General features: G+C 61.6%; 14 protein-coding genes. 4 read left to right on the top strand and 10 right to left on the bottom strand.

Going from position 1 to position 14,058, the window contains the following annotated elements; translation table 11 throughout:
• Positions 1-80: 80 nt before the first annotated feature.
• Both AC0L26_RS24350 and AC0L26_RS24345 read left to right on the top strand, forming a co-directional pair.
• Positions 81-347 (top strand): SEL1-like repeat protein, encoded by a 267-nt coding sequence (locus AC0L26_RS24350; RefSeq protein WP_352929038.1) that lies wholly within the window; start codon positions 81-83, stop codon positions 345-347.
• Positions 348-803: 456 nt separating this feature from the next.
• Positions 804-1,925 (top strand): ABC transporter substrate-binding protein, encoded by a 1,122-nt coding sequence (locus tag AC0L26_RS24345; protein WP_473634876.1) that lies wholly within the window; start codon positions 804-806, stop codon positions 1,923-1,925.
• A gap of 219 nt (positions 1,926-2,144) precedes the next feature.
• Here the strand turns inward: AC0L26_RS24345 and AC0L26_RS24340 are convergent, their stop codons facing one another.
• The 8 genes from AC0L26_RS24340 to AC0L26_RS24305 all read right to left on the bottom strand — a co-directional run bounded on the left by AC0L26_RS24340 (position 2,145) and on the right by AC0L26_RS24305 (position 9,588).
• A complete protein-coding gene (locus tag AC0L26_RS24340) occupies positions 2,145-4,160 on the bottom strand; it encodes an acetyl/propionyl/methylcrotonyl-CoA carboxylase subunit alpha (RefSeq protein WP_473634875.1) in 2,016 nt (671 codons plus the stop codon).
• A gap of 49 nt (positions 4,161-4,209) precedes the next feature.
• Positions 4,210-4,587, bottom strand: a complete 378-nt coding sequence (locus AC0L26_RS24335) for a hypothetical protein (protein WP_473634874.1) — start codon at positions 4,585-4,587, stop codon at positions 4,210-4,212.
• A 99-nt stretch (positions 4,588-4,686) separates the two neighbouring features.
• Positions 4,687-5,229, bottom strand: a complete 543-nt coding sequence (locus AC0L26_RS24330; RefSeq protein WP_473634873.1) for an O-acetyl-ADP-ribose deacetylase — start codon at positions 5,227-5,229, stop codon at positions 4,687-4,689.
• A gap of 1 nt (position 5,230) precedes the next feature.
• Complete coding sequence (locus tag AC0L26_RS24325; RefSeq protein WP_473634872.1) at positions 5,231-6,838, bottom strand: carboxyl transferase domain-containing protein; 1,608 nt, start codon at positions 6,836-6,838, stop codon at positions 5,231-5,233.
• Between the two features lie 4 nt (positions 6,839-6,842).
• The gene (locus tag AC0L26_RS24320) at positions 6,843-7,226 is read right to left on the bottom strand and encodes a type II toxin-antitoxin system VapC family toxin (protein ID WP_473634871.1); all 384 of its coding nucleotides are present in this window, start codon (positions 7,224-7,226) and stop codon (positions 6,843-6,845) included.
• Positions 7,223-7,615: an AbrB/MazE/SpoVT family DNA-binding domain-containing protein gene (locus AC0L26_RS24315; RefSeq protein ID WP_473634870.1), complete on the bottom strand. Its 393-nt coding sequence runs from the start codon at positions 7,613-7,615 to the stop codon at positions 7,223-7,225. The genes AC0L26_RS24320 and AC0L26_RS24315 overlap by 4 nt, the downstream gene beginning before the upstream one ends.
• A gap of 82 nt (positions 7,616-7,697) precedes the next feature.
• Positions 7,698-8,861 (bottom strand): isovaleryl-CoA dehydrogenase, encoded by a 1,164-nt coding sequence (locus AC0L26_RS24310; RefSeq protein ID WP_473634869.1) that lies wholly within the window; start codon positions 8,859-8,861, stop codon positions 7,698-7,700.
• Positions 8,862-8,934: 73 nt separating this feature from the next.
• Positions 8,935-9,588: a TetR/AcrR family transcriptional regulator gene (locus tag AC0L26_RS24305; RefSeq protein WP_473634868.1), complete on the bottom strand. Its 654-nt coding sequence runs from the start codon at positions 9,586-9,588 to the stop codon at positions 8,935-8,937.
• 156 nt (positions 9,589-9,744) lie between these two features.
• Between AC0L26_RS24305 and AC0L26_RS24300 the strand changes: the two genes are divergently transcribed.
• Positions 9,745-10,278, top strand: a complete 534-nt coding sequence (locus tag AC0L26_RS24300; RefSeq protein ID WP_473634867.1) for a MarR family winged helix-turn-helix transcriptional regulator — start codon at positions 9,745-9,747, stop codon at positions 10,276-10,278.
• A 6-nt stretch (positions 10,279-10,284) separates the two neighbouring features.
• Here AC0L26_RS24300 and AC0L26_RS24295 read toward each other — a convergent pair whose 3' ends face one another.
• Positions 10,285-11,397, bottom strand: a complete 1,113-nt coding sequence (locus AC0L26_RS24295) for a pyridoxal phosphate-dependent aminotransferase (RefSeq protein WP_473634866.1) — start codon at positions 11,395-11,397, stop codon at positions 10,285-10,287.
• 134 nt (positions 11,398-11,531) lie between these two features.
• Between AC0L26_RS24295 and AC0L26_RS24290 the strand changes: the two genes are divergently transcribed.
• Positions 11,532-13,205 carry a tetratricopeptide repeat-containing sulfotransferase family protein gene (locus AC0L26_RS24290; protein ID WP_473634865.1) on the top strand — a complete coding sequence of 558 codons (1,674 nt, stop codon included), beginning with the start codon at positions 11,532-11,534 and terminating at the stop codon, positions 13,203-13,205.
• A 457-nt stretch (positions 13,206-13,662) separates the two neighbouring features.
• Here the strand turns inward: AC0L26_RS24290 and AC0L26_RS24285 are convergent.
• Positions 13,663-14,058 (bottom strand): porin (locus AC0L26_RS24285; RefSeq protein ID WP_473634864.1); only part of this gene is annotated, 396 nt, incomplete at its 5' end.

Raw genomic sequence — 14,058 nt, 5'->3', positions numbered from 1 at the left:
CCAAGGGTTATCGACAGATACCAAGGGACAGAAGAAGGCAGCTCTCGGGAGCCTGACAGGGGCTAGAACAGGGGATTGAAATGGCACGTTTTGAAATGCCTGAAGCCGGCTTCGGCGCCATAGGGGCAACTGCCCAGGCCGACATTCTTTTCGAACTGGGCATGATGTATGCGACCGGCCGCGATTGCGAGACCGATGTTGTCGCCGCCCACAAATGGTTCAACATCGCCGCGATCAAAGGCTCGATCCGCGCCGCGGAACTGCGCTCGGAACTGTCGGCCGCCATGTCGAAGGTCGAGATCGCCAGAGCGCTTCGCGAAGCTCGCGAATGGATGACGATGCACTAGGTCAGCCCTCGATTTCATCAGGCACTAAGTTCATCACACACTGAGATCACCGACAGGGACGCTTTAGGTCAAGGCCGCACAGACGGCCGGACCCGGCGAGAGCAAGGCCGCGCAAGACGGTCGCATCAACAATGACAAGAATGCGGCAGGCCGGACACGGCCGAACCGCGCCACGACAGGGAAGGCGAGCGGTTTCGGGCACGGGAGTGTCCGGAGATGCTTCGACCGACAAAGCCGCGACCGGCCGAAACAAGGCCGGCGCGGCTTTGCGTTTTCGGGCTATGGTCGCAAAAGGTGGAACCGTTTTGGGAAAGATCATAGTCAAACAGAACGTTGCAGGCCTAATCGAGTGCCGCCAATGCGCCTAGACAGGCTTGCCGAAGAATGAAATTCTCCCGCCACTCTGGAAGAGGCGCGGCCGGGGCGGCTGCGCGAGAGTGGAGGAGTTGTATCACCATGAAAAAGTTAGGTATTTTGAGCGCGGCCGTGTTGAGCCTGATGATGAGCGCGCCGATTGCCTTCGCCGAGGACATCACCTTTGCGGTGGTCGGGCCGATGACCGGACAGCTTGCCACCATTGGCGATCAGTTCAAGCATGGCGCGCAAGCCGCAGCCGACGCGATCAACGCGGCCGGCGGCGTCGATGGCCGCCAGATCAAGCTCGACATCGAGGATGATCAGTGCGATCCGAAGCAGGCGGTTTCGGTCGCCAACCGCATCGTCGCCAACGGGGTCAAGTTCATCGACGGCCATGCCTGCTCGGGCTCGAGCATCCCGGCCTCCGCCGTCTACGCCGAAGCCGGCGCGCTTATGATGAGCCCGGCTTCGTCAAACCCGGTGCTGACCGACGCGGCTGCGAAGGCCGGCTGGCCGACGATCATGCGCCTCTATACGCGCGACGATGCGCAGGGCGCTTTCATTGGTCCATGGATCGCCAAGAAATATGCCGGCAAGAACGTCGTCATCATGCACGACAAGAGCGCCTACGGTCAGGGCGTGGCCGATGCCGTCAAGGCAACGATGAACCAGAGCGGCCTCAACGAGATCCTCTACGAGGGCATCAATGCCGGCGAAAAGGATTACTCCGCGCTTGTCACCAAGCTCAAGGAGCTGAAAGCCGATGTGGTCTATTTCGGCGGCTACCACCCCGAAGCCGGCCTCATCCTGCGCCAATCGGCGGAGCAGAGCGTCAAGTTCCAGCTGATCATGCCGGACTCGATCGCCTCGCCGGAATTCTGGCAGGTTGCCGGCCCCGCCGGCGAGGGCACCATGTTTGTCTTCCCGTCGGATCCGCAGGCGAAGCCCGAAGCCAAGGAAGCCATCGAAAAGATCAAGGCGGGCGGCTTCGTGCCCGAGGGGTTCACGCTGTTCTCCTATGCCGTGATCCAGGCCTTCGCCGAAGGCGTCAAGCGCGCCGGCAGCGACGATCCGGCCAAGGTTGCCGAAGCGTTGAAGAACGGCGAGCCGATCAGCACCGTCGTCGGCCCTGTCACTTTCGATGAAAAGGGCGACCTCAAGAACGCCAGCTACGACATCAACCAGTGGCACGACGGCAAATACGCGCCGATCCAGCCGTGATGGCTAGAGCAATTCCAGGAAAAGTGTGAAACGGTTTTCCGTCCGGAATTGCGCAAAAACAAAGAGATAGAGCGGTTCGGCGTTTCCGTGAAACGATGAACCGCTCTAGCGTCGTCTAGCGACAATCGGAGATGGCCGGGTCTGACCCGGCCATTTTCATTTGGGCATGCGTTTGTGGCGCGCGTCGTCAACAACGCCTTACGGATAAGGAACCAGCGGTCAGCCTTGGGCTTCCTCAACAAAGCGAACCAGCACCGTCCCGTCTGTGACCTGCGCGCCTTCGGCCGCGATTTCGGCGATTATCCCGTCATGGGTAGCAGCGATGGTGTGCTCCATCTTCATCGCCTCGAGGATCAACAGCGGCTGACCCTTGATGACCGTATCGCCCCTCGCCGCGCGCACCAGCTTGACCAGACCGGGCATCGGCGCGCGCAGGCTGTCTGAACCGGCGGCGATTTCGTCGGCTCTCGCCAGCGGGTCTGGAACCGCGAAGCTGTAACCGAGGGCGCCTTCGAACACGGTGACGTGGCCGGGCCAACGGGCGAGCCGAGGGCGCTGTCGCGAAGCTTCTCCCTTCTCCCCGTCACTATACGGGGAGAAGGTGCCGGCAGGCGGATGAGGGGCAGCACTGCCCGTTGAAAATTGGTCCAGAACAACTTCGAACCGTCCATCCGGCCGAACCGACACAAGTGCGACGATCTCATCCTCGCCGTAGCGCAGCCGCGTGCGCCGCGGAACAGTGTGGAAATGCGCATAGCCGGCGAGCGACGACCATGGGTCATGGGACGGCGCTTGAGCCCCTGCGCCGGACGCGGCAAATGCGGCTGCGGCGACGATCTCGCTGCTCGGCGGCGGGACTGCGGTCAGAGCCTGCTGGTGCCTGCCGATCAGGCCGGTATCGACATCGCCTGCCGAAAAATCCGCGTCAGCGGCAAGAGCAGCGAGGAAGGCTGTGTTGACGGTCGAGCCGGCGATCTCGGTCTGCGAAAGGGCTGTGCCCAGCGCTTCGAGCGCCGCCTGCCTGCCCTTGCCGTGCACGACCAGCTTGGCGATCATTGGGTCGTAGAACGGGGATATGGTATCGCCGGCCCGCACGCCGGTCTCGATCCGCATGCTGGTGCCCTCGGGCGCGGCATCCGGAAATCCCAGGTGATGCAGCGTGCCTGTCGCCGGCAAAAACCCCTTTGCCGCGTCCTCGGCATAGATGCGCGCCTCGAAGGCGTGACCGGAGAGCGTGATCTCGCTCTGCGTCTTCGGCAGCTTTTCGCCGGAGGCCACCCGCAACTGCCACTCGACCAGATCGGTGCCGGTGACCATTTCGGTGACAGGGTGCTCGACCTGCAGGCGGGTGTTCATTTCCATGAACCAGAAGCGATCGGCCTTCAGCCCTTGCGAGGCATCGACGATAAACTCGATCGTGCCGGCGCCGGAATAGTTGATCGCCTTGGCGGCCTTCACCGCCGCCTCCGTCATCGCCTTGCGCAAGGCCGGCGTCATGCCGGGGGCGGGGGCTTCCTCGATCACCTTCTGGTGGCGGCGCTGCGCCGAGCAGTCGCGCTCGTAGAGATGCACGACATTGCCGAAGACATCCCCGAACACCTGAACCTCGATGTGGCGCGGCTTCTCGACATACTTCTCGACCAGCACGCGGTCGTCGCCGAAAGCGGCCTTGGCCTCGCGCCGCGCACCCGACAGCGCCTCGGAAAAGTCGTCAGGATGCTCCACGCGCCGCATGCCCTTGCCACCGCCACCGGCGCGCGCCTTGATCAGGACGGGATAACCGATCTCGCGCGCCTTGGAGGCGAGCAGCACGATCTCCTGCGCCTCGCCGTGATAGCCGGGCACAACCGGCACGCCGGCCTTCTCCATCAGCCGCTTGGCTGCGTCTTTCAGCCCCATGGCGCGGATCGAGGCGGCCGACGGGCCGATGAAGACGAGCCCCACCGCCGTCACCTGGTCGACGAAATCAGGGTTTTCCGACAGAAAACCGTAGCCGGGATGAATGGCTTCCGCGCCGGTGGCCAAAGCCGCCGCGACGATCTTGTCGCCGCGCAGATAACTTTCGCCGACAGGCGAGGCACCGATATGCACCGCCTCGTCAGCCATCTCGACATGCAGAGCCCTGGCGTCGGCGTCGGAATAGACTGCGACCGTGCGCACGCCCATCCTGCGAGCGGTGCGGATCACCCGGCAAGCGATCTCACCACGATTGGCGATCAGGATCTTGGCGAACATGGAGCCTCCCGGATTTTCCGCGGGCGACGCCAGTCAGCCAAGCGGCTGACTATTTGGAAAGCGCGATCTGACAGCCGCCGCTCCCGAGCCTGACTTTCCACTTTTTCAAGCCCGACTGACAGTTCCGTAGCGCCATATCTTCCGCCGCCTTTTGCGACGGTGCGTTCAACCGCGAGCCGCAAATGATATAGAGGTCGTCGACGCGCGAATAGAAGGTCGTCGCATAGGCTGAATGGCCGCCGGCCGCTACATAGGCGTTGTATGTCTTGGTACACGGATCCTTCGGGTTTCCAGACAAACTCGGGTAGAAACGGACGTCGCCTTTGTTCCCCGCCAGTGATTCCGCCGCGCCGATCCCGGGTGCCATAAATATAAGCATCCCTGCAAGTATCGACATAGTAGTCTTCTGAAAAAGCTGCAGTCTCATCTTCGCCCCATCCCCATGGAAATTGCAAACCAGCAATAGCCGCAATTTTTCCGTGTGGCCAGTTCGATGGTTGAGCCTGAAGGGTGTGCATGGAATTTCTCATCGGTGCGGATCACGCTCCGCCAAGCGCAGCAACGCCTGCTGGTAAAGTTCCGCCGTCTGCTGGTCGAAGCAGCAGAAAATGACAGTTTCCGGAACCGCATTCTGGCCGATGAAGGCACCCACGGTGCCAACGGCGATCTGCGTCGCCTGGTCCTTCGGATATCGGTATACACCCGTCGAGATCGCCGGAAATGCCACCGTCCGGCAATCCTTGGCGGCGGCGAGTTCGAGCGACCGACGATAGCAGGAGGCGAGCAACTCGGCCTCGCCTTTGCCGCCGCCTTGCCAGACCGGGCCGACGGTGTGGATGATGTGGCGCGCCGGCAACCTGTAACCCTTGGTGAGCTTAGCGTCCCCGACCTTGCAGCCATTCAGCATCCGGCATTCGAACTCAAGCTCGGGGCCGGCCGTCCGGTGAATGGCGCCGTCGACGCCGCCGCCACCCAACAGCGAGCTGTTGGCGGCGTTGACTATGGCATCGACCGCCAGCTTGGTGATGTCGCCGGTATGAACGCGAATTCTTTGGTCGATCTCGCTCATTTCACATCCTGAACACGCCGAACTTTGTCTCCTCGATCCCGGCGTTCAGCGCGGCTGAAAGGCTGAGCGCCAGCACCTCGCGCGTCTTGGCCGGGTCGATGATGCCGTCGTCCCACAGCCGGGCGGAGGAATAGAGCGGGTGGCCCTCATGCTCGTATTTCATCAGGATCGGCTTCTTGAATTTAGCTTCCTCCTCCGCGCTCCATTCCCCGCCCTTGCGCTCGATCCCCTCGCGCTTGACGACGGCGAGCACGGTCGCCGCCTGTTCGCCGCCCATCACCGAAATGCGGGCGTTCGGCCACATCCACAGGAAGCGCGGCGAATAGGCGCGTCCGCACATGCCGTAATTGCCGGCGCCGAACGAGCCACCGATGATCATGGTCACCTTCGGCACGCGGGCCGTGGCGACGGCCATCACCAGTTTGGCGCCGTCCTTGGCAATGCCGCCGGCCTCGTATTTTCGTCCCACCATGAAGCCGGTGATATTCTGCAGGAAGATCAGCGGGATCTTGCGCTGGCAGCACAGTTCGATGAAATGCGCGCCCTTCAGCGCGCTTTCCGAAAACAACACGCCGTTGTTGGCGATGATGCCGACCGGCATGCCCTGAAGATGGGCAAAGCCGGTGACCAGCGTGGTGCCGTAATTCTGCTTGAACTCGTCGAATTCGGAGCCGTCGACGAGACGCGCGATCACTTCGCGCACGTCATAGGGCTGGCGCAGATCCGTCGGCACGATGCCGTAGAGCTCATCGGCTGCATGAAGCGGCGGAATCGGATCGCGAAGTGCCAGCCCTATCTCTTTCTTTCGATTCAGGTTCTTGACGATGCGGCGGGCGATCGCCAGCGCGTGCTCGTCGTCCAGCGCATAGTGGTCGGCGACCCCGGAAAGCCGCGTGTGCACATCGGCCCCACCCAGCTCCTCCGCGCTGACATCCTCGCCGGTAGCGGCCTTCACCAGCGGCGGGCCGCCGAGGAAGATGGTCGCCTGATTGCGCACCATGATCGTCTCGTCCGACATCGCCGGCACATAGGCGCCGCCAGCCGTGCACGAACCCATGACGCAGGCGATCTGCGGAATGCCTGCCGCCGACATGTTGGCTTGATTGTAGAAGATGCGGCCGAAATGGTCGCGGTCGGGAAACACCTCGTCCTGGTTGGGCAGGTTGGCGCCGCCGCTGTCGACCAGATAGACGCAGGGCAGCCTGTTCTGCATCGCGATCTCCTGGGCGCGCAGATGCTTCTTTACCGTCAGTGGATAATAGGTGCCGCCCTTCACCGTGGCGTCGTTGACGACGACCATGACTTCCGTGCCTTCGACGCGGCCGATGCCGGCGATGAGACCGGCCGACGAGATGTCTTCGCCATACATCGACCACGCGGCAAACTGGCCGATTTCCAGGAACGGCGAGCCGGCGTCAAGCAATTGGGCGAGGCGCTCGCGCGGCAAGAGCTTGCCGCGGCTCTGGTGGCGCTCCCGCGCTTCCTCCGAGCCGCCACGCTCGACGGTTGCCGCCTTTTCCGCAATGTCGGCGACCAGCGCCCGCATACGCTCGGCATTGGCGCGAAAGGTGTCGGAGGCGGGCGAGATCTGTGAGGTGAGGGTGGTCATGATGTTACCGGATCAATTCGATCTTGCAGCCGACATCCAGATCACCCCAATCGCGATCAGCGGTGACGGCAATGGCGTTCTCGCGAATTGCTAGTGCGAGGCAGGCCCGGTCGCCCAGCGATAAGCCGCGATGCCGCGTCAGTTCGCGAAGCTGACCGGCGGCGATGCCCATCGTTTCGTCGAAAGCAGCGACCGGCATGCCGAGGCTCGCAAGGTCGTCGGCGGCCTCCTCCATGCTGCGTCCCCTGTCGATCAGCTTGGCGATGATTTCGGCCGCATTGACGGAGCTGCACTGCGCATCCGGCGCAAAACCCAAGGCGATATCGGTGCCTTTCTCGTTGAGCAGGATCGCAAGCGCCGCCGAGCTATCCATGACGTAGGGTTTCACTTCGCTCTCTTCCTCGCCGTTCCTTCGGTATGAAGCCGGTCCAAACGCTTATCGCTTCGGCGCTGTTCTTCCCGCCGCTCCTTCAGAAATTCGTCGACGACACTTTCCTCAGGCTTTTTCAGCGCCGACAATTCCGCCTGGACGCGCCGAAGGTTCCGAAGCCACGACCTTACCCGCAACTCGCCGTTCTCGACATGAAGGATCAAATCTTCACCAGGCCTGACGCCCATTTCCTCGCGCATCGCAGCCGGGATAACGAAGCGTCCGCCCTCGCCAAGTCTAACGCGCTCTCGTTTAGCTGGAACCCGGAGCGGAGTTTTCCGAGCTCCGGCCTCGAATTGTTTTTGCTGATTTTCGCCCAACCCTGCCTTTTCCGTTTCGCCTGCCATGGTTTGCCTCGTTCCAAGAGTATGGCACATTACTAAAATATGGCACTGTCTCCTATATATGGCAAACTTCAAGACAGCGCCACTAAATGCTCTCCGCCATGATTTCGCGCCCAATCAACCAGCGGCGGATTTCGCTGGTGCCGGCGCCGATCTCGTAGAGCTTGGCGTCGCGCAAAAGCCGACCTGTCGGATAATCGTTGATGTAGCCGTTGCCGCCCAGCAGCTGGATGGCGTCGAGGGCCATCTGTGTCGCCTTTTCGGCGGCAAACAGCACACAAGCGGCCGCGTCCTTACGGCTCGCCTGGCCGCGGTCGCAGGCGGCGGCGACAGCATAGACGTAGGCGCGCGCGGCGTTCATCGTCGTGTACATATCGGCGAGCTTGCCTTGCACCAGCTGGAACTCGCCGATGGGCTGGCCGAACTGCTTGCGTCCATGCACATAAGGGACCGCCACATCGAGGCACGCCGCCATCAGCCCGATCGGGCCGCCGGCTAGCACGGTGCGCTCGTAGTCGAGGCCCGACATCAGCACTTCGACGCCGCGCCCTTCCTCGTGCAGCACATTGTCGAACGGCACCTCGACATTCGAAAAGACCAGCTCGCCGGTATTCGAGCCGCGCATGCCGAGCTTGTCGAGCTTTTGCGCGACGGAAAAGCCGGCCATCGATTTCTCGACGATGAAGGCGGTGATGCCACGCGAATGGAGCTCCGGATCGGTCTTGGCATAGACGACCAGCGTCTCGGCGTCCGGGCCATTGGTGATCCACATCTTGGTGCCGTTGAGCATATAGCGGTCGTTGCGCTTTTCGGCACGCAGCTTGAGCGACACAACATCGGAGCCGGCGCCGGTTTCCGACATTGCCAGAGCGCCGACCTTTTCGCCGCTGCACAGCGCGGGCAGATATTTTTCCTTCTGTGCCGGCGTCGCCCAGCGATTGATCTGGTTGACGCAGAGATTGGAATGGGCGCCGTAGGAGAGGCCGACCGAGGCCGAGGCACGCGAAATCTCCTCCATCGCGACCACATGGGCGAGATAGCCCATGCCGGTGCCGCCGAAATCCGGGTCGGCGGTGATGCCGAGCAGGCCGAGGGCTCCGAATTCGCGCCACAGATGCGCCGGAAATTCATTCGAGCGGTCGATCTCGGCGGCGATCGGTGCGATCTTTTCCTGGGCGAAGCGCCGCACTAGGTCGCGCAGCGCCTCTATGTCTTCGTCAAGCCCGAAGTTGAGTGTGTGCGTGTACATGCCGTTCCTCCCGGCGCATGGTCCCGAAATCGAATTCGATCCCGGGAAGGATCATGTGCGCAAAATCAAAGTGCTACAGCGTCCTTTGCGCGGCCGAAGCCGCGCGGGCGCTGTAGGTCGTAGTCGCGCCGTGGGCCTCTGCTCCCACCAGTCGCATCGTCATTGAAAGATATGTGGCGGTTACCTCCGAGATCGATAGCCGCTCGCCCGGTCGGAACCAGACGATGACGCCGGTCATCATCTGGATCAACGCCATCGCCGTCAGCCCTGTGTCTTCGACGCTGAAGACGCCGGCTTCCGCGCCGTCGCGCAGGATGGCGCGCAGCTCCTTTTCATAAATTGTGCGCATGCGCAGGATCTGCGTCAGGCGATCATGCGACAGGCTGCGCAGCTCCATGTTGGAGACATGGGTGGCGTGGCGACGCTCGATGTGAAAGGCGATGTGGTTTTCGACATAGGCGGCAAGCCGCGTCGCCGGATCGGCCGCGGCGGGGCGCGCCGCATTCCACGCCCCGATCAGCTCTTCCATGTGCTCGCGCATCAGCGTGGACAAGAGGTCTTCCTTGGTCGGGAAATAGCGGTAAAGCGCGGCGGCCTGGACCCCGACCTCCGCTGCGAGCTGACGCATCGACATCGCCTCGTAGCCTAGACGCGCGATCAGGTTAACCGCTGCTTCGCGGATCGCTGCCTCGGTCTTTTCGCCGTCGGAACCGGTCGTGCGGGCCATCATCGCCTCATCGTGAAGCGACAATAATAAAACGAACGTTTAATTAATTCAAGAGCTGCATTTCTGATGAATGACTGTGACCTTTAAATAGTTGACTAAGTCAAATAATACAGTGATGATCCTGCGGTGTGGAATCTCCAGAAACGGAGCCCCGACATGCCGGATGAGCGGAATGCTATGGTCGCTGAGATCCGTCATTTCAACAGGTTTTACACCAGCTTGATTGGGCTGCTCGACGAGACGTTGATGCAGAGCACCTATACGCTGACCGAGGCGCGGGTGCTATTCGAGCTGGGTCGCCGCGCGGGAGCCGTCGCTGCCAACCCGAGCGGCGAGGCAGGGTTTCTTGCGCGAGCGTTCCATCTCGGTCTCGAGCCGGCTGCGTCCGGGATTGCCGGCGAGCTCCGGATGGACCCCGCCTTTGTAACGCGGATCCTCAGAAAATTCGCCGCCATGGGCCTGATCGAATTGCGGGCCGTCCCGGACGACCGGCGTCGGCGCATCCTGTCCCTGACCGCGCTGGGAAACTCGGAACTGGCAGCACTTCAGGCGGCGGCGGATCGCGATCTCACCCGGCTGACGACCGGTCTGGCCGACGACGAAGCCGCCGAGCTTTCGAACAGCTTGAAGCGGGTCATGTGCCTGCTCGGTGACGGGGAGATAGCGGCAAGGCCGAAAACGACGGCGTAGCGATCTTCAGTTCCCCCGTGCCGCCGCCAACGCGCCGGGCAATTCCTCGGCAAGGATGTCGAGCTCATGGTCGAGGCCGACGCTGACCCGGATGCAGCGGTCGAGCACCGGCACCATTGGCTTGCGGATGAACACATCGCGCGACAAAAGCGCCTGCAGCACGTTCAGCGCGAAGGCGCCGTCGCGGCCGCAGTCTATGGTAACGAAATTGGTCGCCGAGGGCAGCGGCTTCAGTCCATTCGCCTCGGCTATCTCAGCTATACGCCGGCGGCCGGCCGCGACCCGCGTCACCACATTTTGGAGATAGTTCTGATCGGCCAACGCCTCGACGCCGGCAATCTGCGCCATGCGGCTGACGCCGTAATGGTTGCGGATTTTTTCGAAGTCGCGGATCACCTGGGCGTCGGCCACTGCATAGCCGCAGCGTATGCCGGCCAGCCCGTAGGCCTTCGAGAAGGTGCGCATGCGGATGACATTCGGCCTGGAGATATCGATCGGCGGCAGCGCCGAGGCGGGCCCCAACTCGCCATAGGCCTCGTCGAGCACCAACATGGTGGTCTCCGGCAGGGCTTCGATGAAGTGGATGAGCTCGGCCGCCTCCCACCAGCTTCCCATTGGATTGTCCGGATTGGAGAGGTAGACCAGCGGCGCATTTTCCTTGACGACCGCAGCCAATAGGCCATCCAGGCTTTCCCGGTCGTCCTCGTAAGGAACCGCGATCAACCGGCCGCCGACGCCGGCTATGTGGAAATTGAAAGTCGGATAGGCGCCGAGCGAGGTGGCCACCGCGTCATCAGGCGCCACATACATGCGCGCCACCAGGCTGAGCAACCCGTCTATGCCTTCGCCGACAACCACGTTTTCGGCGCCGACGCCGAGATGCGCGGCGACAGCCACCTTCAAATCGTGATTGTCGGGGTCGCAATACATCCACATGTCGCCGGCGATGCCGGCCATGCGGGTGATGACGCGCGGCGAGGGACCGAAACTGCTCTCATTGGCGCCGATGCGGGCGCGAAACGCGCGGCCGCGGTCCCGCTCCTGCGCTTCCGGGCCGACAAACGGCACCGTTGAGGGAAGCGCGCCGATGATTGGCGTGAGGGCAGGGCGCTGGCGCATGGCAATGCTCGTTCGAAAAGGGGCTCGTTCGAAAGGGACTTCTTGCTAGCGCGGCACAGTTGGCCGCGCAAGCTCCCGCCTTGGCTGCAACCGGCATGCTGGATTCCTTCGGCTGTTTTTGCTAGCGAGATATCATGAACAATCGACTCCCACCTGCTTGGTCAAAGCACATCAACCCCGGTCCCACGCCGAAAGCGAAGGTGCCGATACTGAAACCGGCGGTGAATCAAGGAACCGCTCAATCGCGCGCGCAGGCCGACGATGCGCTGCTGAAACAGGCATATATCCATCAGCAGGCAAAGCGGCTCGACGAGGCACAGGATCTATGCCTTCGGGTTCTGGCGCGCACGCCAAACCATCCGCTCGCCTTGTATATCTTGGGGACTCTATATCTGCGTTACGATGATGAGATGGCCTTGCGATATTTCGCACGGGCGGTCGGCGAGGAGCCTAAAAACCCCTACTACCACCTGAGTCTTGGCGAGGCCTATGTGAAGGTCAGCGAATATTCGCCGGCAATCAAGCATATGCAGTACGCCTTGGAACTGCAGCCCGGCCTTATCGAAGCACTTTGTGCATTGGGGCGCACTTACATAGCGTTTGACAAGCCCGATATGGCTTTGCCGCTTTACGAGAAGGCGCTGAAAATCAACCGCGATCATCCCAAGGTACGGGCCGGGCTGGCCCGTGCGCTCAGCAGCCTGGGGCGCATGGATGAGGCAGCCGTCTATCTGAAAGAAGCAATCGGACGTCGCATTGGGGTGCCGGACGCCTACAACGAGCTTGTACAGACGCGAAAGTTCACCGAGGAACCCGAGGAGCTCCAATCCATTCTTCGTGAACTCGGCGATCCGAAGCTTGGTTCGGAAGGCGCACAGCAACTCCATTACGCCGCCGGCAAGGTGCTGAACGACCTCAAGCGCTATGATGAGGCATTCGACCATTTCAACAAGGCGAAACAGGCCTCCGGCTACAAGTTCGATATCGACGTGTATCGTCGCTGGATCGACTCGATGATCGAAACCTTCACGCCGGATTTCTTGGCTGCCAGGGCCGGCTATGGAAACCCTTCCGAAGTGCCTGTGTTCGTAGTTGGCATGCCTCGCTCGGGGACGACGCTTACGGAACAGATCTGCGCCAGCCATCCCGATATTCATGGGGCAGGGGAGCTTAACAAATTAAGGCGGGTTGCGAATGCGATCGGCCTCAAAACCTCATCGGCCGGAGATTTGACCCAGCCGATCATGTCGATCACAGAAGATCTGTCCAGAACCTTGGCCCAAGAGCATCTGTCCTATTTGCGGGAGCGGGCGCCTGCCGCGCTTCGCGTAGTCGACAAGATGCCGCACAATTTCGAGCTGATCGGCCTTATCGGCCTTCTCTTTCCCAACGCACGCATCATTCATTGCCGTCGTGATGCCGTTGACAATTGCGTCTCCTGCTTTGTCCAGAACTTCAACGAGGGGCACAGCTACAACACCGACCTGAATACACTAGGCCTGTACTATCGCGAATATGATCGCCTGATGCGGCATTGGAACGAGGTTTTTCCAGGTCTTATCTTCGAGAATCGCTACGAAACGCTGGTTGAAGACCAGGAAGCGCAGTCGCGCCGCCTCATAGATTATCTCGGGCTTCCCTGGGATGACGCCTGCCTGCGCTTTTTCGACAGGGATGGTTCGGTCAACACGCCCAGTCGCTGGCAGGTTCGTCAACCGATCTACAAATCGTCCGTCAAGCGCTGGAAAAATTATGAGAACGAAATTCAGCCGCTGATCCAGTCGCTGGGCGATCTTGCAGAGATTTGACTGAGGGATGCGGTCCACATTGGACCGCATCCCTCCCTTCGTCATCCCAGGGCGGAGCAGGAGCGAAGCGACGTCGCGGAGACCCTGGGACCCATGCCGTTACCTCGCGGCAGTACTCCAGCGGACCAGAACGAACGCTACCACCCCGTTCCGCGAAAAATTCGAACCCACTCTGGATTGGTCTTCTCCGTTGCCGAACAAGCGCCATTCCGAACTGCTGCATTCTTCGGCGGATGTAACGGCATGGATCCCAGGGTCTGCGCTCCGCTTCGCGTCGCTCCGCCCGAGGATGACGAAGGCATAGTGGCTGATGGCCAATCGCCAGCGTTGAAGATTGGCGGCTGCATCCCGCTCTAGCAGAGAACCGTGGCCGGCGGCGCCATGCATCACAGCCACGCCGATATGAAAAAAACCCGGCGGTTACCCGCCGGGTTCTGTTTCAGTCTGACGCTGCTGATTAGAACGAGCGCTGGAAGCGGAGGATACCGCCGATGCTGTCTTCGTCGTCGGCACCGGTCCAGTTGGAGAAGTCGGCCTCGCCGAACTTGCCGGCGTGGAGGTAATCGACTTCGGCTGTGATCGTCAGGCCCGGGACGACGTCGTAGGCGATGTTGGCAGCGATGCCGAGGTTCTCGCCTTCGTCATACGAAGCCTGGAGGTTGAACGAGGTCTTCTCGTTGATGGTGTAGGTACCACCGCCCCAGACTGCCCAGTTGCCGTCCCACAACTTGTACATGCCACGGCCGCCTGCGGGGAAGGCCCAAGTGTCGTCCGTATAGTTGTCGTCGGTGCCGTAGCCAGCCATGATGAACAGCGACAGGTTCTCCATCGGCGTGATGTCGAGGCGAACCTT

The organism is Mesorhizobium sp. WSM4823, from assembly GCF_055811195.1.
This window is presented reverse-complemented; position numbering and strand designations above follow the sequence as displayed.